Origin of the sequence: Marinobacter pelagius (genome assembly GCF_003315345.1) — a bacterium.
Classification (GTDB): Bacteria; Pseudomonadota; Gammaproteobacteria; order Pseudomonadales; family Oleiphilaceae; genus Marinobacter; species Marinobacter pelagius_A.
On record NZ_QNRO01000020.1, the window covers coordinates 51,958 to 73,999 of the forward strand.

A 22,042-nucleotide genomic window follows, 5' to 3' on the forward strand; every position below is an offset into this window, starting at 1 on the left:
TCACGTGGAGGTGAAAATGGGGTCAGATGAAGGCCTTCATCTGACCCCGGGTTCAGGGGTGAAGGTAGGGTCAGTCCTCGGGCACAGCCTTGGCGTGGTCGCTGCTGGCGTAGATCTTGAACGGCTCGGAATCGCCGCTGATCACGCTCTCGTCGATGACCACCTTGGTGACGTCATGCTCGGACGGGATCTGGTACATGGTATCCAGTAGCGTGGCTTCCATGATGGAACGCAGGCCCCGGGCACCGGTCTTGCGCTCCATGGCCTTGCGGGCCACTGCACGCAGGGCGTCTTCCCGGAAATCCAGCTCAACCCCTTCCATATCAAACAGCTTCTGGTACTGCTTGGTCAGGGCGTTCTTGGGCTGGGTCAGAATCTGTACCAGGGCATCTTCGTCCAGCTCGGTCAGCGTGGCCACCACCGGCAGACGACCGACAAACTCGGGAATCAGGCCGAATTTCACCAGATCCTCGGTTTCGACATCCTTGATGACATCGCCGGCACTCTTGGCATCGTTCTGGCTCTTCACCGTGGCGGAGAAGCCAATGGAGCTGCGCTCGGAACGTTCCTGGATCACCTTCTCCAGACCGGCAAAGGCACCACCACAGATGAACAGCATGTTCGTGGTGTCCACCTGCAGGAATTCCTGCTGCGGATGCTTGCGTCCGCCCTGGGGAGGAACCGAGGCAACGGTGCCTTCGATCAGCTTGAGCAGCGCCTGCTGCACGCCCTCACCGGATACATCCCGGGTGATGGAGGGGTTGTCCGACTTGCGGGAGATCTTGTCGATCTCATCGATGTAGACAATGCCGCGCTGGGCCTTGTCCACGTCGTAGTCGCACTTCTGCAGCAGCTTCTGGATGATGTTCTCGACGTCCTCACCCACGTAACCGGCTTCGGTCAGCGTGGTGGCATCGGCGATTGTGAACGGAACATTCAGCATGCGGGCCAGGGTCTCGGCGAGCAGGGTCTTACCGCTACCGGTCGGGCCGATCAGCAGGATATTACTCTTGCCCAGCTCGACGTCGTTCTTGCCCTCGCCATAGCGCAGCCGCTTGTAGTGGTTGTAAACCGCGACGGACAGCACCACCTTCGCACGATCCTGGCCAATGACATACTCATCCAGAGTTTCCCGGATTTCCGCAGGTGATGGCAGGCGATCACTCGCCTCCTCCTGGGAATTCTCCTGGATTTCTTCCCGGATGATGTCATTGCAAAGATCTACGCACTCGTCGCAGATGAACACCGAGGGCCCTGCAATGAGCTTACGGACTTCATGCTGGCTCTTTCCACAAAACGAGCAGTACAGCAACTTGCCGTTATCGTCGCCTCTGCCGTTTCTTTCATCTGCCATTGAATTACCTCTGTTCGTCAACTGCCGGCGTTACTGGCAGGTACGCCGGCCAAGGTTGATGCGATTACTTTCAGTATTATGTATTCGGTACGCGCTTATCAAGTACCGAATCGATCAGGCCGTACTCTTTGGCCTGGTCCGGATCCATGAAATAGTCGCGGTCCGTGTCCTTCGAGATGGTCTCCAGATCCTGGCCAGTATGCTTGGCCAGAAGGGAGTTCAGGGTGTGACGGATCTTCAGGATCTCACGGGTGTGGATCTCGATGTCCGTTGCCTGGCCCTGATAACCACCCAGCGGCTGGTGAATCATCACACGGGAGTGCGGCAGGCACGCCCGCTTGCCCTCGGCACCACCCGCCAGCAGGAAGGCGCCCATGCTGGCCGCCTGACCGATACACAGGGTCGCGACGTCCGGCTTGATGAACTGCATGGTGTCATAGATGGACATGCCGGCAGTCACGGAGCCACCCGGGCTATTGATATAAAGGTGGATGTCCTTGTCCGGGTTCTCGGATTCCAGGAACAGCAACTGGGCCACGATCAGGTTCGCCATGTGGTCTTCGACCGGCCCGACCATGAAAATCACCCGTTCCTTGAGCAAGCGGGAATAGATATCGAAAGAACGCTCGCCACGGGCAGTCTGCTCGATAACGATTGGCACCAGGCCGGAATTGGTAACCATTGCGGGACCATCAATTGGTTTCTGCGTCATGTGCGCCTGAACTCCTTATGGACAATGGATCGTGGACTCGCCCCACGACATTTTCTGATGTCTTTACACACCTTACTGTGCCACCAGTCGGCCCAGATGAAAACAGCCGGACAAGCCGGCTGTTTTCTGGTTCGGCCAACGCGACCGGCCTCGCGAACCGGTCACGGCTGATCAGCGCTGTGGCTGACCCGCAGCAACGGCCTCTTCGTACTTCATCTTCTTCTCTTTGACCTTGGCCTGTTCCAGCACATGGTCAACAACCGCATCTTCCAGTACGGAAGACTCGATCTGGGACTTCTGATCCGGGTTGCTGTTGAAGTGTGCAACAACTTCCTCAGGCTGTTCATACGTAGAAGCGATCTCCTGGATCTTTTCCTCTACCTTGGCCTGATCGGCTTTCAGATCGTTCTTCTTGACCACTTCCTGGAACAGCAGGCCGGTCTTGACGCGACGCTTGGCCTGTTCCTCGAAGATTTCCTTCGGCAGCTGCTGGAAATCAACCTGGCCACCGAAACGCTGCACCGCGTCCTGGCGCAGGCGATCGATTTCCTGGTCCACCAGGGCCGCCGGAACGTCCAGCTCGGTGGTTTCCAGCAGGCCGTCGACCACGTCGTTCTTGACCTTGTTGGATACCGCCTGCTTCAGCTCGCGCTCCATGTTCTTCTTCACTTCCTCACGGAAAGCGGCTTCGTCTTCGGCTTCGATACCGAACTTCTGGAAGAACTCGGCATCCAGCTCAGGCAGCTGCGGCTCTTCAACCTTGTGAATCGTGATCTGGAACTTGGCCGGCTTACCCGCCAGGTCTTCGTTCTGGTAGTCCTCTGGGAAGGTCACTTCGATTTCCAGCTCTTCGCCGGCCTTGCCGCCAACGATGCCCTTCTCGAAGCCCGGGATCATCTGGCCGGAACCCAGGGTCAGGCGATGACCTTCGGCGGAACCGCCCTCGAATTCTTCACCGTCGATGAAGCCCTTGAAGTCGATGGTCACAACGTCCTTGTTCTTGGACTTGCGCTTGACTTCCTTCATGGTGGCCTGCTGACGACGCAGGTTATCGATCATGGTGTCGATATCCTTGCCGGTCACTTCGGACTGGGGCTTTTCGATTTCGATCTTGCTCAGATCGCCCAGCTCGATTTCCGGCAGCACTTCGAAGGTAGCCACGAATTCGAGGTCCTTGCCCTCTTCCATGGTCTTCGGCTCGAACTGCGGCCAGCCTGCCGGGTTGATGTCCTGCTCCTGCAGTGCCTTGATGTAGTTGTCGCGCATAACCTCGCCAACAACTTCCTGGCGGATGCTGTCACCGAAACGACGCTTGACCACGCTCATGGGCACCTTGCCAGGGCGGAAGCCGTTCAGGCGCACAGTCCGAGCAGTTTCCTGCAGGCGTTTCTGGACCGCCTGGTCGATTTCCTGGGCGGGCACACCAATCGTCATGCGACGCTCGATGTTGGAGGTCGTTTCAACAGACACTTGCATGGAAGATCCTCAAATTACAGGTTCGGTATGTGAATGAAATCTATAACAAAAGTCCATTTCCAGGTACTTCGCCCCGGAAGGACTGAAAATTAAAAGCCGGTAGTTTATCACGGTTTGCACCGCCGAGAGAATCACCTGTATGGCACGGGCTCGGAGGCGCGGATCACAGCTTTTCAGATCAGCCGAAGATATGGGGATGAAAAACAAAAAAGAAAGGGGTGGTGCGAGCGGAGAGACTCGAACTCTCACGGGTTGCCCCACTGGAACCTAAATCCAGCGCGTCTACCAGTTCCGCCACGCTCGCATACACAACGCTGAACGGAGGTCGAAAACCCTACCAAAGTTCAGGCTTTGCGGAAAATCACTTCAGGGGGAAAAGTGGGGTGGACGAAGGGGTTCGAACCCTCGACCGCAGGAGTCACAATCCTGAGCTCTACCAGCTGAGCTACGTCCACCACATTGGGAATTGCCTTGCGGCATTTTCGACATTTTCGTCGAAATTGCAACCTTGCTGATCACGGTGACCCCGGAACCGTCCTTACCGACGGCTTTATGGCGCGCCCGGCAGGACTCGAACCTGCGACCCACGGCTTAGAAGGCCGTTGCTCTATCCAGCTGAGCTACGGGCGCCTGACCGTTCGCCCACCTGAACACACAGAAAATGGTCGGGGTAGAGAGATTCGAACTCCCGACATCCTGCTCCCAAAGCAGGCGCGCTACCAGACTGCGCTATACCCCGTCTGTCTGAACAACTAGTGCCTCAGCAAAGTTGGCGCGCATATTACCGGCGCCGGGCGGTGCCGTCAACACGCATTCTAAAAAACCGATGGAATAGGCACTGAAGAAGACCCTGCCCATGATGAAAAGTTCCCCTCCCCTGGTCCAATTGGAGTTCGGGCGGAAGCATGAGACAATTGCCGGCCTTCATTTATCGATGCCCAACCGACAAGACGGAAACATGAGCGCCAAACTGATTAACGGAAAAGAAATTGCCGCCCAGGTGCGACAGCAGGTCGCCGCCGGTGTTGAAGCCCGAAAGCAGAAGGGCCTGCGTGCACCTGGCCTGGCGGTGGTACTGGTCGGCAACGATCCGGCCTCCCAGGTTTACGTTGGCAACAAGGTCAAGGCTTGCGAGGAGGCCGGCATCCTGTCCCTGTCCTACGACCTGCCGGCAGACACCTCCCAGGAAGCCCTGGAAGCCCTGGTGGACGAACTCAACGAGAATCCTGCCGTAGATGGCATCCTGGTCCAGCTACCACTGCCGGAGCACCTGGACGCGGATCCGATCCTGATCAAGATTCGCCCGGACAAAGACGTGGATGGCTTCCACCCCTATAACATCGGCCGCCTGATGCAGCGCAAACCAACACTGCGCCCGTGCACACCGGCAGGCATCATTACCCTGCTCGATTCGATCGACACACCTTACAAGGGCCAGCACGCGGTGATTGTGGGCGCCTCCAATATCGTGGGCCGCCCCATGAGCATGGAACTGCTGTTAAAGGGTGCCACCACCACCGTGTGTCACCGATTCACACCGGACCTGGCCAAATTTGTGGGCGAGGCGGACATCCTGATTGCCGCCGTGGGCAAACCCGGACTGGTCAAGGGCGAGTGGATCAAGCCTGGCGCCACCGTCATTGATGTCGGTATCAACCGGATGGAAGACGGCAAGCTGAAAGGAGATGTGGAGTTTGAGGCTGCGGCCGAGCGGGCGGCGTTCATTACGCCGGTGCCCGGGGGTGTGGGGCCGATGACGATTGCTACGTTGTTGCAGAATACGCTTTATGCAGCGGATGTGCTGCACCGGGTCTGACCCCGCATGGGGTCAGACCCCATTTTCAGCCTTCAACAAAAAACCCGCGGGAAACCGCGGGTTTTTTGTGTCTAGCGAGAGACTTACTGGCCGTACTTGGCCTTCGCCTTCTGACGGTACTCGTGCAGAAGTGGCTCGGTGTAGCCGTTCGGCTGCTCGCAGCCCTTGAGGACCAGCGCCATCGCCGCTTCGAACGCGACGCTGTCATCGAAGTTCGGGGCCATGTTGCGGTAGGCCGGGTCGCCAGCGTTCTGCTTGTCGACCACGGCCGCCATGCGCTTCATGGTTTCCTCGATCTGCGCTTCGGTGCAGATGCCGTGATGCAGCCAGTTGGCCAGCAGCTGGGAGGAGATCCGCAGGGTGGCACGGTCTTCCATCAGGCCGACGTTGTTGATGTCGGGCACCTTGGAGCAGCCCACGCCCTGATCGATCCAGCGCACCACGTAGCCCAGGATACCCTGTGCGTTGTTGTCGAGCTCCTGCTGGATGTCCTCGGCGCTCAGGGAGGACGGATCCTCCATCACCGGCACGGTCAGGATGTCTTCCAGAGCGGCGCGCTCACGCTTGGCCAGCTCTTTCTGCACATCGAACACGTTTACCTGGTGGTAATGGGTGGCGTGCAGGGTCGCGGCGGTCGGAGACGGAACCCACGCGGTGTTGGCACCGGCCTTCGGGTGGCCGATCTTGGCTTCGAGCATGCCCGCCATCAGGTCCGGCATGGCCCACATACCTTTACCAATCTGGGCAACACCGGAGAAACCGGTTTCCAGGCCGATGTCCACGTTCCACTGCTCGTAGGCGTTGATCCAGGTCGCCTGCTTCATCGGGCCCTTGCGGATGAACGGACCCAGCTCCATGGAGGTGTGGATCTCGTCACCGGTGCGGTCCAGGAACCCGGTGTTGATGAACACCGCACGCTCTTTGGCCGCGTGGATACAGGCCTTCAGGTTGACGGTGGTACGACGCTCTTCGTCCATGATACCGACCTTCAGGGTGAAGCGCGGCAGACCCAGTGCATCCTCGACGCGACCGAAGAATTCGTTGGTGAACGCCACCTCTTCCGGGCCGTGCTGCTTGGGCTTGACGATATAGACAGAGCCCTTGGTGCTGTTCTGGAACTGGCTGTTGCCCTTGAGATCATGGATGGCGATCAGCGAGGAGATCAGGCCGTCCATCAAACCCTCGGGGATCTCGTTACCGTCGCTCAGCAGGATGGCCGGGTTGGTCATCAGGTGGCCGACGTTACGGATGAACATCAGGCTGCGACCCTTCAGCGCCAGCTCGCTGCCGTCAGCGGCGGTGTAGGTGCGATCCGCGTTCATCTTGCGGGTCATCTGCTTGCCGCCTTTCTCGAAGGTTTCCTCGAGGTCACCCTTCATCAGGCCGAGCCAGTTGCGGTAGGCCAGGGCCTTGTCGTCGGCATCCACGGCGGCAACGGAATCTTCGCAATCCATGATGGTGGTCAGTGCGGACTCCATCAGGACATCCTTCACATGGGCACCGTCGTCCTTGCCGATCGGATGGCTGGCATCGATCTGAATCTCGAAGTGCATGCCGTTCTTGACCAGCAGCACGCCGGTGGGGGCATCTGCGGCACCGGTGTAGCCCACGAATCCGGACTCGTCTTTCAGGCCGGTGGCCTCGCCGTTCTGCAGCTTGACGACCAGCTTGCCGCCGTCAACGGAATATTTGGCGGCGTCCTTGTGGCTTCCGGAAGCCAGCGGCGCGGAGCTGTCCAGCAGATTGCGGGCCCACTCGATAACCTTGGCGCCACGAACCGGGTTGTAACCCGGGCCCTTGTCGGCACCGCCTTCCTCGGAGATCGCGTCAGTGCCGTACAGGGCATCGTACAGGCTGCCCCAGCGGGCGTTCGCCGCGTTCAGGGCGAAGCGGGCGTTCATGATCGGAACCACCAGCTGCGGGCCGGCCATGGTAGCCACTTCCGGATCAACGTTGGAGGTGGAGATCTTGAAATCAGCCGGCTCTTCCACGAGGTAGCCGATGTCCTTCAGGAACGCCTTGTATTCGGCCATGTCCAGCTTCTGACCCTTGTGGTCACGGTTCCAGCTGTCCATTTTCTCCTGGATCGCGTCACGCTTTGCCAGCAGTTCGCGGTTGCGCGGGGCCAGTTCGTTCACGATCTTGTCGAACTCTGCCCAGAATTTGTCAGGATCGACTCCGGTACCCGGAATCGCTTCGTTGTTTACGAAATCATACAGATTCTTCGCGACCTGAATGCCGCCAATTTGTACGCGTTCTGTCATCGTTGTCTGCCTCAATGCGTTTGAATTCCCGACTCACAGTCAGTCGGAGCCTGGATCCCTGTTTACCCGCGGCGCCAGGTCGTGCCTTCCCTGGAGTCATCCAGAATAATGCCCTTCTCCGCGAGTTCGTCGCGAATCCGGTCAGCCTCGGCAAAATTCTTTGCCTTGCGGGCGTCAGCCCGGGCCTGAATCAGAGACTCAATCTCCTCGGCCGTCAGCTCACCCCCGGTATCGGCCTGGAAAAAGGCCTCCGGGTCCTGCTGCAGCAGCCCGAGCACCGCTCCCAGACGAACAAGGACGGAAGCACTTTTCTTCGCTTCTTCCTCGTGACCGTCACGACGATACTGATTGATCTCGTTCGCCACACCGTGCAACACAGCAATCGCCCCGGCGGTATTGAAGTCATCGTCCATGACTTCAATAAATCGGCGGTCATGCTCCGTTTCGGGCACATCCGCCTCTTTTGCCGGAACTATGCCTCGCAGGGCGTGATAAAGCTTGGTCAGCGTTCGCCCTGCCTCGGCCACGTTGTCCTCCGAGTAGTCGACCTGGCTGCGGTAGTGGCTCGATACCAGGAAGTAACGCACGACTTCGGCCGGATATTTGTCCAGAATCTCGCGGATTGTGAAGAAGTTCCCCAGGGATTTGGACATCTTCTCCTTGTTCACGCGAATGGCGCCAGCGTGCATCCAAGTATGAACGAACTTGTGCCCGGTAGCGCACTCCGACTGGGCGATTTCGTTTTCATGATGCGGAAACAGAAGGTCCGGACCGCCGCCGTGGATATCAAAGGTATCGCCCAGGCACTGGGTCGACATGGCGGAACATTCGATATGCCATCCGGGACGACCATCGCCCCAGGGCGACGGCCAGCTGACCTCCCCCGGCTTGGCGGCTTTCCACAGAGCAAAGTCCGCCGGGCTGCGCTTGGCCTCCTGCACATCGACCCGGGCACCGGCCACCAGGTCGTCCAGCTTTTTCTTGCTCAGCTTGCCGTAATCCGGGAACGACTCCACCGCGAAGTAAACGTCGCCGTTATCCGCGGCGTAGGCATGACCACTGGAAACCAGCCTGTGGATCATGGCAATGATCTCGTCAATGTAGGCGGTGGCACGGGGCTCCTCGTTCGGAGAGAGTACGCCGAGTTTGGCCTCATCCTCGTGCATGGCCCGGATCATTCGCCCGGTCAGGTCCGAGTAGACCTCGCCATTCTCATCGGCCCGGCGCAGGATCTTGTCGTCAATATCGGTGATGTTACGAACGTAGTGAACGTCGTAGCCCCGATGACGCAGGTACCGGGTGATCACATCGAACGCCACCAGCACCCGGGCGTGGCCCAGGTGGCAGTAGTCATACACGGTCATGCCGCAGACATACATGCGCACCTTGCCCGGTTCAATGGGCCGGAACTCTTCCTTTTGCTGCGTGAGCGTGTTGTAGATTCGGATCACTTGCCCCCCTTACCCCAGGAATCCCGCAGAGTGACGGTACGGTTGAACACCGGGTGACCGGCGGCGGTGGTCTGCTCCTGATCACAGAAGAAATAGCCTTCCCGCTCGAACTGGTACGGCAGGTCCGTGCGCGGGTCCGCCAGCCCCTTTTCGACGCGGGCGCCTTTGAGCACCACCAGGGATTCCGGGTTCAGATGGTCAATGAAATCGCCATCCTTGTCGCTGTCCGGCGACTCATGGTTGAACAGACGATCGTAAACGTTGATGTCCGCCTCGACACTGTCAGCCGCCGAGACCCAATGGACCACGCCGTTGGGCTTGTAGCCTTCCGGATTCACACCCAGGGTATTCGGATCGTACTCACACTTGAGTTCAACGATCTCACCACTGTCGTCACGGATAACCTCCCGGCAGGTCATGACATACCCGCCACGCAGGCGTACCGCCTGGTCCGGTGCCAGTCGCTTCCACTTGCGCGGCGGCTCCTCGGCGAAATCTTCCCGGTCGATATACAGAACCTGGCTCCAGGTGACTTCCCGCTCGCCCATGTCCGGGTTCTGCGGATGCACCGGCAAAACCAGGGTTTCGGTCTTGTCTGCCGGATAGTTGGTCAGGGTCACCTTCAGCGGGCGCATGACGCACATGGCACGTGGGGCACGGGTGTTCAGATCCTCCCGGATGGCATGCTCCAGCATTCCCACATCCACGGTGCCGCCGGCCTTGTTCACGCCGATCATGTCGCAGAAGCTGCGGATGGACTCCGGCGTGTATCCGCGGCGGCGCATACCGGAAATGGTGGGCATGCGCGGGTCATTCCACCCATCCACGTAACCCTCGTCCACCAGACGCTTGAGCTTGCGCTTGGAGGTGATGGTGTAGTTCAGGTTCAGCCGGGCAAATTCGATCTGGCGCGGATGACACGGAACGGAAATGTTGTCCAGCACCCAGTCATACAGTGGCCTGTGGTCCTCGAACTCCAGGGTACACAGGGAGTGGGTAATCCCCTCCAGGGCATCGGAGATCGGGTGGGTATAGTCGTACATCGGGTAGATGCACCACTTGTCACCGGTCTGGTGGTGCTCGGCGTAACGGATCCGGTACAGGATCGGATCCCGAAGATTGATGTTCGGAGACGCCATGTCAATTTTCGCCCGCAGCACCAATTCACCGTTCTGGTACTTGCCGTCCCGCATGTCACGGAACAGCTGCAGGTTTTCATCCACCGGGCGGTCGCGGTACGGGCTATTGCGGCCGGGTTCCTTCAGGGAGCCCCGGTACTCGGCCATCTCGTCCGCGGACAACGCACAGACATAGGCCTTGCCGTTGCGGATCAGCTCCTCGGCAAAGTCGTAGAGGGCATCGAAGTAGTCGGAGGCATACCGCACCTCACCGGCCCATTCGTAACCAAGCCACTGCACATCCGCCTTGATGGCATCGATGTACTCCTGGTTTTCCTTCTCCGGGTTGGTGTCGTCAAACCGCAGGTTGCACTCGCCACCAAAGGTCTCGGCAATACCGAAATTCAGGCAGATGGACTTGGCATGACCAATGTGCAGATAGCCGTTCGGCTCCGGCGGAAAACGGGTGACGACCTTGCCGGTGTGCTCACCTTTGGCAATGGCATCTTCGATCAGGCTCTGGATAAAGTTGTGGGCTTTCTTCGACTCGGCGCTCATACAATCTCTGTTGGACAGGGGTTGAATCTTAAACCGCGTATTATACTCACAAATCCTTTCCGGACTCATGCATAGCGCAAAACTCTTGAGTACAATAGCGCCCTGAAACCTCTATAAACCTGTACAGGAAACCCTGATGATTCTGCTGCAAACGAATTTCGGTGATATCAAGCTCGAACTGGACTACGACAAGGCCCCGGAAACCGCCAAAAACTTTGAACAGTATGTTCGTGACGGTTTCTACGACGGACTGATCTTTCACCGGGTAATCAGCAATTTCATGATTCAGGGTGGCGGCTTCGAGCCGGGCATGACCCCGCGCAAGACCCGGGAGCCGATCCAGAACGAAGCGGACAACGGCCTCAGCAACATGGTTGGCACCATCGCCATGGCCCGTACCATGGACCCGCATTCCGCCACAGCCCAGTTCTTCATCAACGTGGAGAACAACGGCTTCCTGGACCACACCGCCAAGAATGCCGAGGGCTGGGGTTACTGCGTATTCGGCAAGGTGGTTGATGGCATGGAGACCGTCAACAAGATCCGTGCCGTACGCACCACCATGCGCGCCGGCCACCAGGACGTTCCCGCCGAGGACGTGATCATCGAGAAAGCCGAGGTTCTGGAGGACGCGTGACCACGCTGTTTATCTCCGATCTACACCTGGAGGAGTCGCGTCCGGACATCACGGAGGCGTTTCTGGCCTTTCTGAAGGACAAGGCCATGGGTGTGGAGCGTTTGTACATCCTGGGGGATTTCTTCGAGGCCTGGATCGGCGACGACGAGCGCACGCCCCTGCAGGAAACCGTTGCCGCTGCCCTGAAGGAAGTGAGCGAGACCGGTACCGACATCTTCCTGATGCACGGTAACCGGGACTTCCTGATCGGTGAGGATTTCTGTAACCGTGCCGGAGCCACCCTGCTGGATGATCCCACGGTGGTGGATCTTTATGGCACCCCCACCCTGCTGATGCACGGCGACAGCCTGTGTACCGCCGACGTGGAGTACCAGAAGTTCCGCGCCAACATGCGCAACCCGCAGTGGCAGCAGATGATCCTCGCCCGCCCCCTTGAGGACCGCCAGCAGATGGCCCGGCAGTTACGGGAAATCTCCATGGCGAAGAACCAGGGCAAGGCCGAAACGATCATGGATGTCACGCCCGAAGAAGTTGTAAAAGAGATGGAGGCCCACGGTGTCCAGCGCCTGATCCACGGCCATACCCACCGTCCGGCCGTCCACGAACTGCAGGCCAACGGCCAGGATGCCCGCCGGATCGTCCTGGGTGACTGGGATCAGTACGTCTGGTGGCTGGAAGTGGAGCCGGGCAAGGAGCCGGAGCTGAACAAGGCCCCGCTATGAGGCCGGGACTTCGGACGGCTCGCGATAGGTCTCGAGCCGTCTGAGCCAGCCCGGCAGCCAGCGCTCACGCTCGATCGGATTCTCGGCATTCTCTGCACGGCGGGTGAGTACGTCTCCGGCCGCAGATCGGAAAGCGTCCAGCGCAGCCTGCTCCTGTTCGGGATTCATCTCCAGCAGAACCTGCAACAGGCCCCAGCCTTCGCCGTCGTAACGCTCGGATTCGGCCAGCCCCTCGCCCTTGAAATTGACGTAGTCCATGAGCGCGTAGACCCCACCAGGCGTCGCACTCAGCTGCGCCAGATATTCCGTAACCCGCTCCCGATGCTGCTCAGGCGCTGCGGCAATTACTTTATCCAGCGATTCTCTGGCCCTGCGGAAAATGAATTCGGCCTGAAGCCCCTGGGAACCGGCCAGAAATTCCCGGAGTTCCGCAACACGGGTGGAATCCTCCGCCTCCATGAAAGCTTCCCGATCCGGCCAGGGTGCATCAAACGGCTCAAGATTCACCAGCCAGTCCGGCACCGATGCCTGGTGCTGCGTCATATACTGGATCAGCTTGGGGAAACTCTCGACAAAGCGTCCATCCACCCCTTCCGGGTACCAGATGAAGTGCCCGATCCCCAATGACGGGAACGCCTCTCCCTCGTTCCAGTGCACCAGGCACTGCAACTTGCCCGCGCACTCGTTCTGGAAAATCTTCTGGCCTACCCAGTCCATCTCGGCAGGTTTGAGAGCCAGGGAAATATCCGCGCCGGATGCAGGCGCGGCAGCTTCGGGTTCCTCAGCTGGCGGGCTGGATTCAGCGATCACCTCCTTTTCCTGGCCGGCATCACAACCGGCCAGGATGAGGGAAGAGAGAAGCAGAATCAGCGGGAAGAATCCTTTAACCAATCAATCACCTCATAGACATGATCATCCGGCGGAAACACCGGATAGAACACCTTCTGGATTTCGCCATCTTTGGCAATGAGCGTCACCCGCTTGTTCAGGGTGACGCCTTCAACTGTAAAAAGCGGAAGCTCCAGCGCCTGTGCCAGCGCCAGGTTCTCATCACTGAGCAGTTCGAACGAAATACCCAGTCGATCGACGGCCTCTTGCTGATAGTCAGAATCCTGGGTACTTACACCAAAGACCTGTACGCCCAGGTCAGTCAGCTCCCGATGATGATCCCGGAAGGCGCAGGCCTGGGGCGTGCAGCCCAAGGCTCCCGGAATTTGAGCCCACCCATCCGGGGATGGCCGGTCCGGGCGCCCGGTGCGGGGATAGAAGTAAAGCACCACTGTGCCCGCCAGTCCGCCGACATTTATCGGGCGGCCCTCAGAACTGGTCAGCGTGACATTCGGCAGGACCTGTCCTTTCAGGTGATCACAGGCACCGTCGTCCACTGGCGCCGGGGTATTCTCGGGGATTCTTGTCATGGTTGTTGTCTCCTGTGGCATGAACCCGGTTATACCACGGTGGCCGACGTTTGGTTCAGCAAACGTCATTATGAAGCACCCGCCTGCCAGGGGTAATGACCACCCGCTTAACATTCCTTCAGATTCCCGGGGTTCCCGCGTCAGTTAGCGAGCGTCATTTCTGTGAGCCATTTCAAAATGTTACGAATGTATTACCGATTTATGTCGTTTGCTTATATAAAGTCTGCGCTCCGGCACCGGTCCCGCCCGGTCCGGACGTCAAAAATCAAAATTAAAGGATGTAGTATGAAGAACGCATTGATTTGCTCGGCTCTATGCGCTGCCCTGGCTTCCGGCGTTGCCCACGCAGACAACCACGGCACCTCCGGTTCCAACGGCCTGACCACCAACGATCTGGTTGCAAACGGTTATGCCGAAGCGCGCCTGGGCTTTGCCGATATGGGTCTGAGTGATGATGCAATTGTGGTTGCAGGCACCTTCGGCACTGCCTTGGACCAGATCCTCCCAGGCCTCGGCGCGGAAGCAGAGCTGACGTTGACGGCTGCGGATGCCGAAACCAGCTATTTTGGACAAACACTCGAAGCCAGCTACTTCGGCCTCGGTGGCTACGCCACCTACACTTTGAGCCTGGATCAACAGGTCAAGGGGCTGGAACTGCTGGGCAGGGCCGGTCTGGTTTACGTGGATGCTGAAGTTGACACTGCATTCGGCTCCGCCAGCGATTCAAGCATCGAACTCGGCGTGGGCATTGGTGCCCGCTACAACCTGCAAAACAACCTGGCCATCGTCGGCCGCTTCGACACCTACGACATTGATGTCCTGAGCATCGGTGCCACCTACCGGTTCTGATCAGTCTCCGGAACCGTCGGGCCCTGCTTCAGACAGGGCCCTGAATACCCCGTCATTCCATAACGTGCTCGGCCAGCTTCGCCTTGATTTCGTCCGGAATCGGAACCGACTTCTCATGCTCATAGTCGAAATGAATCAGCACTGAGACACCGCGAGCAATCTTCTTCCCGTCCTGCCAGGCTTCCTGGATCACCCGAAACGAGCTGTTGCCAATCTCACCGACACCGGTGCGAATCTCCACGGGCATGTGCCAGTAGCTCTGCGCCAGCAGATCAATTTCCAGGCGGGCCAGGATCAGAGGCCAGGTTTTCACTTCCAGCGTTGGGTGGAAGATCCGGAAGATCGGTGTACGGCCCTGCTCGAACCAGACCGGCAATGACGTGTTGCTGATATGGCCCAGGGCGTCGGTATCGCTGAACCTGGGCTCAATCTCGATTGTGAACATCCTCGTTTCCTGTCTTTATGTCTCTGTGCGGGTTATTCGTGCCGCAGCGCATCGATGGGGTTGAGCAAGGCGGCTTTACGCGCAGGAAAATACCCGAAGATGACGCCGATCGCCACGGAAAAGGAAAAACCCACGGCCATCACGGTCGGCGAGATCACGAAAGGCATGTTCAGCTGCGAGGTGACCAACCAGGTACCACCCACGCCGATAACAAGACCGATGAGGCCGCCGAGCGTGGACAGAGCAATGGATTCCACCAGGAACTGGGTGAGCACATCCCGGGCCCGGGCCCCGATGGCCAGCCTTATTCCGATTTCCCGGGTACGTTCGGTGACCGACACCAGCATGATGTTCATGATACCGATACCGCCCACCAGCAGACTGACAGCCGCAATGGCGCCCAGCAGGATGGTCAGGGTATTGGTGGTACTTTCCAGGGCCTGAGCGATGTCCTGGGTATCCCGCACATAGAAATCATTAGCGCCACCGTTGACCGGATTCCGGCGCTGGCGCAACAGGGACTCTATCTGGTCCTGCACCAGTCCTGTGGTGCCGTCGACCAACGCGGACACGTAGATTGCGCTGACATCCAGCTCACCCACCAGCCGGCGCTGAACAGCCTTGACCGGCATGAGAATGGTCTTGTCACGGTCCTGGCCCATGGACTCGCCTTTTTCTTCCAGCACACCAATGACCCTGCAAGCCGTTCTCCCGACCCGGATGTTCGCTCCCAGTGCTTCCTGCCCGAGGAACATCTCCTCAATCAGGGTCTTGCCGATAATGCACACCGCCGCTCCTGAAGACAGTTCGCCGCCCTCAAACTCGCGGCCGTAATCCAGGTAATGGTTCCGCACGGAGAAGTACTCGTTGGTGGTACCGATCACCGGTACGGTATCGTTGGCATTACCGACAACCATCGTGGCGCTGGTGGTCAGCGCGGGGGCTACCAGGATTCCGTCCACCTCGTTGCGGATGGCTTCGACATCGGCCAGTTCAAAGTTTTCTGCAGTAGTACGCAGGCCGCCGGGGCCCCGTTGAGCGGTCCCCGGCATGACAAACAACAGGTTGGAGCCGATGCTGGCAATCTGCTCGGTCACGCTGCGGGTCGCAGACTGCCCCAGATGCACCATGGCCACCACACTGGCCACTCCAATGATGATACCCAGGGTGGTGAGAAACGAACGCAGTTTGTTGCGGGCAATGGCCTGCACCGACATGCCCAGGGTATCCAGGGCTCTCATGGGATTACCTCCGCTGGCGAGCCGTCCCGGATCAGCTTGCCATCGGTGAAAAACAGCACGCGATCCGCATACCGAGCGATATCCGGCTCATGGGTCACCATCAGAATGGTGATGCCCTTCTGTTCGCGGATGGATACAAGCTCCTTCATGATCTCCTCGGCCATGACAGTGTCCAGGTTGCCCGTGGGCTCATCCGCCAGCAAAACCGGTGGTTCGGTCACCAGGGCACGGGCAATCGCCACCCTCTGTTGCTGACCCCCGGAAAGCTGGGCAGAGATCGAATGGGCCCGATCGGCCAGGCCAACGGTGGCAAGGGCTTGCATGGCCAGCTCATGACGCCGGGCTGGCCGGACTCCCTCGTAAATCAGCGGCAGTTCAACGTTACTCAGGGCACTGGTGCGAGGCAGCAGGTTGAAGCTCTGGAACACGAAGCCCATGAAATTACGACGCAGCAGGGCCAGCTCATCCCGGTCGAGGCCACCGACCTCAACACCCCGGAACCGGTATTCCCCGGAGGTGGGCACATCCAGGCAACCCAGAATGTTCATGCAGGTGGACTTGCCGGAGCCCGAAGGCCCCATGATGGCGACGAACTCGCCTGAACGGATACTCAGGCTGACACCATCCAGGGCACGAACCTCCGTCGCACCGCTGCCATAGATCTTGTAGATGTCGCGCATCTCGACCACGTACGGCGGGGGCCGCGATGTGGCCGACCTACCGACATTACTCCCTTCAGTCATGGTTGCTCCGCCACCTGCATGCCGGTAATCACCGCATCGCCCTCTGCCAGCTCGTCACCGGGCAGTTCCGTGTATCGGCCATCGGAGGCTCCCGTTTGCACCACCACTCGGGAAGGTTCCCCATCACGCAGCACCCATACCGTGTTGGAGGGTCCGACCCGGTTTCCGCCGGCGCGCGCTCCGGGATGACTGAAAAGCCCGCCACCGCGGCTATCCGTCGCCGGCGGGGTAAAACGGAACGCCATATTCGGAATCCTCAGGACGTCCTCTCGCCGGCCGGTTTCGATGGTCGCGGTGGCCGTCATGCCCGGCTTGAGCAAACCGTCGCTGTTGTCCACGGAAAGCACGGTGGTGTAGGTAACCACGTTGTTCTCGACAGCCGGGTAAAGGTGAACCTTGAGTACTTCGGCAGAAAACTCCCGGCCGGACCACGCATCCACGGTAAAGGTTGCCGACTGCCCGGCCTCCACCAGCCCGACATCCGCCTCGTCCATGGATACATGCAGCTCCATGGCATTCAGATCCTCTGCCAGCAGGAACAACACCGGGGTCTGGAAGCTGGCAGCCACGGTATTGCCGGGTTCGATGCTTCGCTGCAGAACCACACCATTGATTGGCGAGGTAATCACCGCTTTTTCCAGCCGGGTCCGGGCCTGAAGAACCGAGGCCTCCGCCTGCCTCACCGAGGCACGGGCATAGGCCAGTTTGGCTTCAGCCCGCTTGCGGGCGGCCATGGCAGCATCCAGTTCTGCCTGGGCCGTAGTGCCCCGCTCACGCAACGCACTGATCCTGCGCTCATCCACCTGCGCTTCCTGCAGCGTCGCCCCGGCCTCTGCCACCGAAGCCCGTGACAGGGCAAGCTGGGCTTCGGCCTGTTCAAGCGCCACTTCCAGCTCATCAGTATCGAACAGAGCCAGTACCTCGCCTTCGGTCACCTGGTCATTCTCGTCCACCAGAACGCGGGTGATCAGACCCGATATCTCAGCCCCCACCGTAACCTCGCTCTTGGGTTCAAGGCTGCCAGTAGCCGTTGCCGTCAGCACCATGTCGCCCCGGTCCAGGACATGGGTCTGCCACTGCACTTCACCATCATCCGGCCATAGCCACCAGGCAACAAACGCCAACAGTGCTGCGAGCACCAGCAGCCATATCAGCCGCCCGGCCCTCCCCCGCTTGCGCTCCGAGCGGATAACCCGATTGACCTCGTCCGCCATCTCCTGCCGGGACGTCTCGTTTCCCTGTTGCATCAGATTCTCCTTCCAAACCGGCATACATTTACCACGGACATCAGAATATCAATATGCAACAAGGCTCCGCTGCAGGGCCAATGAAAAACCAGGAGAATCAGAATTGCTGACAGGAAGAAGGAACGTGTTTGATATCCCCGAGGTCGCCAATGTCCAGATCCGGCAAGCATGGCCACGAAGAGCTGATTTCCAGTACGGCAGAGTTGGCAAAAAGCCGGACAGCAGCGGCGCGTGTCATTGAAACTCCCCTCATGAAGGACTCTCTGGGGGCGAAAGAATATTGACGGGGAAACACACTGCTCTCTAGAGTTTAGACAAGTTACAACATCTGCCAATGAAAGGGAGTCTTCAAGAGATGCCACCCCCCAATCTTGAACCCGCCGAAATCGGTTTTCGTACACGGCTTTTCAAGTTGCTTTTTGAGTCCGACAGTCGTGCGGCCCGGGCTTTCGATATCGCACTGGTCATTCTGATCTTCCTCAGTGTTGGCATCATCATGCTCGACAGCATTGAAAGCTACCATCAACGCTTCGGTGACCTGTTTTTCTATATAGAATGGGCCATCACCATTGCTTTCACGATCGAACTCGCGCTCAGGATCTATTGCCTCCAAAAGCCCTGGCTCTACCTGAAAAGTTTCTATGGCGTTATCGACGTGCTGGCGATCATGCCGTCGTGGCTAACCCTGATCATACCGGGCTCCCAGACGCTGATTGTCGTCCGACTGCTGCGTGCGCTCAGGTTGTTCCGGGTTCTGGACATGATGGTTCTGGAGGGGGAAAAACGGCTCCTGCTGGACGCGATGATCCGAAGCAGGCATCAGATCCTGCTGTTCCTGTTCAGTGTTCTGCTCCTTGTAACGATTTTCTCGTCCCTTCTTTATCTGATCGAACCGGCGGAGGCCGGATTCACCAGCATTCCAACCGCTATCTACTGGGGCATTGTCACGCTGACCACCGTCGGTTATGGCGACATAACGCCTGTTACCCCTCTCGGACAATTCATATCGGTGGCAATAATGCTGTCCGGTTATTCGATCATTGCCCTGCCAGTGGGGATCTTCTCCGCCGAGGTGATCCGGGCCCTGCGTGAGGAGCGCTACTCCCATGAGGCCTGCCCCGGCTGTGGCAGGGATCATCATGAAAGAGATGCCCGGTACTGCAAATTCTGCGGAACCTGGCTCGATGAAGACACCATTGATCCGCGCAACAGAAGAAAAAGCCCCGAGGCCTGAGACCCCGGGGCTTTCGTGGGCGAGTTTGCTGAACCGGGAGCTTATTACTGCTCCACAAACGCTCGCTCGATTACATAATGGCCCATGTCGCCGCCCCGGGCCTCACGGAATCCCATTTTATCCAGGATCGCACAGGTGTCCTTGAGCATGCTCGGGCTGCCGCAGATCATGAAACGGTCGGTGTCAGGATTGAAATCCGGAAGTCCCAGATCCCGCGTGATCTTGCCGGATTCCATAGCGTCAGTCAGGCGACCCTCGTTACGGAACGGCTCGCGGGTGACGGTCGGGTAGTACAACAAATTGCCCTTGACCATCTCTCCAAAGAATTCGTTCTCCGGCAGCTCCTCAATCTCCTTCTGATAGGCCAGCTCGGAGATATAGCGCACACCGTGGGTCAGGATCACCTTATCAAAGGCCTCGTAGACTTCCGGATCCTTGATGATGCTCATGAACGGCGCCAGGCCGGTACCTGTGCTGATCAGCCACAGGTTCTTGCCCGGCAGCAGGTTGTCCAGCACAAGCGTTCCGGTCGGCTTCTTGCTGAGCAGGATCTCGTCGCCCGGCTTGATCTGTTGCAGGCGCGAGGTCAGCGGGCCGTCCGGTACCTTGATGGAGAAGAACTCCAGCTCTTCCTCGTAATTGGCGCTGGCGATACTGTAGGCGCGCATCAGCGGCTTGCCGTCGGTCTCGAGGCCAATCATCACGAAATGACCGTTCTTGAACCGGAAGCCCGGATCGCGACTGGTCTTGAAGCTGAACAGGGTGTCGTTCCAGTGGTGGACGCTGGTGACCGTTTCTTTCATCAGGTTGCTCATGTAAACCTCGTACCTGCGCTCAAGCAAAAAGCGTGAATCGTCTGAATATCAATTGCCTGAAGTTTAACCCACGTTTAACCTATCGATGAAATGGGATATACCCATAACCTTATTCGACAAAATCGATTTATGGCGCTTCCTTATGAAATTCAGTTTCCGTCAGCTTGAGGTCTTCCTCGCCGCTGCCCACTTCCAGAACATCACCCGGGCCGCCGATTCCCTCGCCATGTCCCAATCCGCGGCCAGCAGCGCCCTGAAGGAGCTGGAAAGCCAGTTCGATATTCAGCTCTTTGACCGGGTTGGCAAACGCCTTCAACTCAACGAACTCGGGCGCCTGTACCGGCCCAAGGTGGAATCGGTGCTTGCCCAGGCCGGGGAACTGGAACAGGCCTTCAGTAAACATTCAGAAGTAGGCGCCCTCAAGGTCGGCGCCACATTGACTATCGGTAACTATCTGGCCGTCGGCGTCATGGCCCAATACATGAATACCCCTACCCGGCCTCGGGTCTCCCTGGAGGTGGCCAACACCAGCACCATTGCCCGGCGGGTGAAGGATTTCGAGCTGGATATCGGTCTGATCGAAGGGGAACTGCAGTCCTCCGAGCTGGAGATGATCCCCTGGCGGGAAGACGAGCTGGTGGTGTTCTGCTCCCCTACCCACCCATTGGCCAGCAAGGGCAAACTGACCGACGACGATCTGCGGGAAGCCACCTGGATCATGCGCGAACAGGGCTCCGGCACCCGCCAGAGCTTCGAACGCGGCATGCACGGCCTGCTGCCGGATCTGAATGTGTTGCTGGAACTGGAGCACACCGAAGCGATCAAGCGGGCGGTGGAAGCGGACCTGGGCATCGGTTGCCTGTCACAGGTGGTCCTGGTCGATGCCTTCCGCCGTGGCAGTCTGGTGCCGCTGGAAGTGCCGGAGCACCGGCGGTTTGACCGGCAATTTTACTTCATCCTGCACAAGCAGAAGTACCGGAGTGCGGGGATTGATGCGTGGATGGAGCTTTGTCGGGGGTTGGAGTGAAGATAAAGACGGGGTCAGATGAAAGCTTTCATCAGACCCCAATTTGGGGCCGAACTCGGGGTCTGAAGAAAGCCTTCTTCTGACCCCTCCTTGGGTTGAACCCCCTAGCCCACCGGCCCACTATGGAAGCGAAATTCACTGTCCGGCGCCTCGATCAACTCCTTCTCGATCGCCAGAAACTCCCCCAGCCGCTCATCCACGGGCCCGCCATTGGCCTGCACCGCCAGCTTCAGGTAATCCTGGTAATGCCGCGCTTCGGACTTCAACAGGCCGTTATAAAAATCCGCCAGCTTGTCATCCAGGAACGGCGCCAGTGCGGCAAAACGCTCGCAGGAGCGGGCCTCGATAATCGCACCGACAATCAGCACATCCACCAGCCGCTCAGGATCCTCAGTGCGCACGGCCTGCCGAAGCCCGGCGGCATACCGTGCAGGCGAGAGGTGGCCATAGTCCACGCCGCGCTTGTTCATGATCGCCAGCACCTGTTCGAAATGGCGTAACTCTTCCCGCGCCAGCCGGGACATCTTGTTCAGCAGGTCGCTGTTGTCCACATAACGGTACATCAGGCTCAGCGCCGTTGAAGCCGCTTTTTTCTCGCAATGGGCATGATCGATCAGCAGCAGGTCCTGGTTGGCCAGAGCGTTGTCGATCCACTTCTGGGGGGTGCGGCACGGGAGGAAATCGTGAATCTCTTGCAGGGCGTCAGTCATATCGGATTTTGGGGCTGAAAATTGGGGAGGCCGGAGTATAACGCACCTAGCAGACTTCTCCGACCTCTGTCCAACTTAACTTTGTAAGGGGTTTCCTATAGAATGCAGCGCCAGTTTAGGGAGTCTCTGAATAAACCCTGAATACCCCGACCCAAGATTTCAGGCATTATTCAGAGGCTCCCGTGGCCTTTTCGCCATAAAACTC

20 protein-coding genes and 4 tRNA genes are annotated in these 22,042 nt (G+C 58.7%); 6 read left to right on the plus strand and 18 right to left on the minus strand.

Features of this window, described 5'->3' with window-relative positions:
- Positions 1-70: 70 nt before the first annotated feature.
- The 7 genes from clpX to DET50_RS15420 all read right to left on the minus strand — a co-directional run bounded on the left by clpX (position 71) and on the right by DET50_RS15420 (position 4,281).
- Entirely contained in the window at positions 71-1,354 is a 1,284-nt protein-coding gene (gene clpX / locus DET50_RS15390) for an ATP-dependent Clp protease ATP-binding subunit ClpX (RefSeq protein WP_113863643.1), read from the minus strand.
- A gap of 76 nt (positions 1,355-1,430) precedes the next feature.
- A complete protein-coding gene (clpP, locus tag DET50_RS15395) occupies positions 1,431-2,066 on the minus strand; it encodes an ATP-dependent Clp endopeptidase proteolytic subunit ClpP (protein ID WP_092000058.1) in 636 nt (211 codons plus the stop codon).
- 171 nt (positions 2,067-2,237) lie between these two features.
- Complete coding sequence (gene tig, locus DET50_RS15400; RefSeq protein WP_113863644.1) at positions 2,238-3,542, minus strand: trigger factor; 1,305 nt, start codon at positions 3,540-3,542, stop codon at positions 2,238-2,240.
- 219 nt (positions 3,543-3,761) lie between these two features.
- Positions 3,762-3,846, minus strand: a tRNA-Leu gene (locus DET50_RS15405).
- Positions 3,847-3,921: 75 nt separating this feature from the next.
- Positions 3,922-3,997 (minus strand) — tRNA-His (locus DET50_RS15410).
- Between the two features lie 98 nt (positions 3,998-4,095).
- Positions 4,096-4,172: transfer RNA gene (locus DET50_RS15415), tRNA-Arg, on the minus strand.
- Positions 4,173-4,204: 32 nt separating this feature from the next.
- Positions 4,205-4,281 (minus strand) — tRNA-Pro (locus DET50_RS15420).
- A gap of 219 nt (positions 4,282-4,500) precedes the next feature.
- On the opposite strand from DET50_RS15420, the gene folD reads away from it, so the two are divergent.
- Positions 4,501-5,358 carry a bifunctional methylenetetrahydrofolate dehydrogenase/methenyltetrahydrofolate cyclohydrolase FolD gene (gene folD / locus DET50_RS15425; RefSeq protein ID WP_113863645.1) on the plus strand — a complete coding sequence of 286 codons (858 nt, stop codon included), beginning with the start codon at positions 4,501-4,503 and terminating at the stop codon, positions 5,356-5,358.
- 83 nt (positions 5,359-5,441) lie between these two features.
- Here folD and DET50_RS15430 read toward each other — a convergent pair whose 3' ends face one another.
- The 3 genes from DET50_RS15430 to DET50_RS15440 form a co-directional block, all read right to left on the minus strand.
- Entirely contained in the window at positions 5,442-7,622 is a 2,181-nt protein-coding gene (locus tag DET50_RS15430; RefSeq protein ID WP_113863646.1) for a malate synthase G, read from the minus strand.
- A gap of 62 nt (positions 7,623-7,684) precedes the next feature.
- Positions 7,685-9,073, minus strand: a complete 1,389-nt coding sequence (gene cysS / locus DET50_RS15435) for a cysteine--tRNA ligase (protein WP_113863647.1) — start codon at positions 9,071-9,073, stop codon at positions 7,685-7,687.
- A complete protein-coding gene (locus DET50_RS15440; protein ID WP_113863648.1) occupies positions 9,070-10,749 on the minus strand; it encodes a glutamine--tRNA ligase/YqeY domain fusion protein in 1,680 nt (559 codons plus the stop codon). The genes cysS and DET50_RS15440 overlap by 4 nt, the downstream gene beginning before the upstream one ends.
- 136 nt (positions 10,750-10,885) lie before the next feature.
- Here DET50_RS15440 and DET50_RS15445 point away from each other — a divergent pair, with 136 nt between their 5' ends.
- On the plus strand, positions 10,886-11,386 hold the full coding sequence (locus tag DET50_RS15445; RefSeq protein WP_113863649.1) for a peptidylprolyl isomerase: 501 nt from the start codon (positions 10,886-10,888) through the stop codon (positions 11,384-11,386).
- Positions 11,383-12,108, plus strand: a complete 726-nt coding sequence (lpxH, locus tag DET50_RS15450) for a UDP-2,3-diacylglucosamine diphosphatase (protein WP_113863650.1) — start codon at positions 11,383-11,385, stop codon at positions 12,106-12,108. The genes DET50_RS15445 and lpxH overlap by 4 nt, the downstream gene beginning before the upstream one ends.
- Here lpxH and DET50_RS15455 read toward each other — a convergent pair.
- The gene (locus tag DET50_RS15455; protein WP_113863651.1) at positions 12,103-12,999 is read right to left on the minus strand and encodes a hypothetical protein; all 897 of its coding nucleotides are present in this window, start codon (positions 12,997-12,999) and stop codon (positions 12,103-12,105) included. The two genes, lpxH and DET50_RS15455, sit on opposite strands and share 6 nt — an antisense overlap.
- Positions 12,975-13,526 carry a peroxiredoxin gene (locus DET50_RS15460; RefSeq protein WP_113863652.1) on the minus strand — a complete coding sequence of 184 codons (552 nt, stop codon included), beginning with the start codon at positions 13,524-13,526 and terminating at the stop codon, positions 12,975-12,977. The genes DET50_RS15455 and DET50_RS15460 overlap by 25 nt, the downstream gene beginning before the upstream one ends.
- Before the next feature lie 285 nt (positions 13,527-13,811).
- Here DET50_RS15460 and DET50_RS15465 point away from each other — a divergent pair, with 285 nt between their 5' ends.
- A complete protein-coding gene (locus DET50_RS15465) occupies positions 13,812-14,375 on the plus strand; it encodes an outer membrane beta-barrel protein (RefSeq protein ID WP_181799996.1) in 564 nt (187 codons plus the stop codon).
- Between the two features lie 52 nt (positions 14,376-14,427).
- Here the strand turns inward: DET50_RS15465 and DET50_RS15470 are convergent, their stop codons facing one another.
- From DET50_RS15470 to DET50_RS15485, 4 genes are read right to left on the minus strand one after another with little or no spacing between them, the layout of a single operon-like run.
- Complete coding sequence (locus DET50_RS15470) at positions 14,428-14,820, minus strand: acyl-CoA thioesterase (RefSeq protein WP_113863654.1); 393 nt, start codon at positions 14,818-14,820, stop codon at positions 14,428-14,430.
- A gap of 32 nt (positions 14,821-14,852) precedes the next feature.
- On the minus strand, positions 14,853-16,061 hold the full coding sequence (locus DET50_RS15475; protein ID WP_113863655.1) for an ABC transporter permease: 1,209 nt from the start codon (positions 16,059-16,061) through the stop codon (positions 14,853-14,855).
- The gene (locus tag DET50_RS15480; protein ID WP_113863656.1) at positions 16,058-16,804 is read right to left on the minus strand and encodes an ABC transporter ATP-binding protein; all 747 of its coding nucleotides are present in this window, start codon (positions 16,802-16,804) and stop codon (positions 16,058-16,060) included. The genes DET50_RS15475 and DET50_RS15480 overlap by 4 nt, the downstream gene beginning before the upstream one ends.
- Positions 16,801-18,051: an efflux RND transporter periplasmic adaptor subunit gene (locus tag DET50_RS15485; RefSeq protein WP_181799997.1), complete on the minus strand. Its 1,251-nt coding sequence runs from the start codon at positions 18,049-18,051 to the stop codon at positions 16,801-16,803. Before DET50_RS15485 ends, DET50_RS15480 begins: the two co-directional genes overlap by 4 nt.
- A 355-nt stretch (positions 18,052-18,406) precedes the next feature.
- Between DET50_RS15485 and DET50_RS15490 the strand changes: the two genes are divergently transcribed.
- Positions 18,407-19,285, plus strand: coding sequence for an ion transporter (locus DET50_RS15490; protein WP_113863658.1), 879 nt, complete (start codon positions 18,407-18,409; stop codon positions 19,283-19,285).
- Positions 19,286-19,329: 44 nt separating this feature from the next.
- Here the strand turns inward: DET50_RS15490 and DET50_RS15495 are convergent, their stop codons facing one another.
- The gene (locus DET50_RS15495) at positions 19,330-20,100 is read right to left on the minus strand and encodes a ferredoxin--NADP reductase (RefSeq protein WP_092000112.1); all 771 of its coding nucleotides are present in this window, start codon (positions 20,098-20,100) and stop codon (positions 19,330-19,332) included.
- A 142-nt stretch (positions 20,101-20,242) separates the two neighbouring features.
- Between DET50_RS15495 and DET50_RS15500 the strand changes: the two genes are divergently transcribed.
- Positions 20,243-21,127: a LysR family transcriptional regulator gene (locus DET50_RS15500; protein WP_113863659.1), complete on the plus strand. Its 885-nt coding sequence runs from the start codon at positions 20,243-20,245 to the stop codon at positions 21,125-21,127.
- 104 nt (positions 21,128-21,231) lie between these two features.
- Here the strand turns inward: DET50_RS15500 and DET50_RS15505 are convergent, their stop codons facing one another.
- Complete coding sequence (locus DET50_RS15505) at positions 21,232-21,837, minus strand: MiaE family protein (RefSeq protein WP_113863660.1); 606 nt, start codon at positions 21,835-21,837, stop codon at positions 21,232-21,234.
- Between the last annotated feature and the right edge of the window lie 205 nt (positions 21,838-22,042).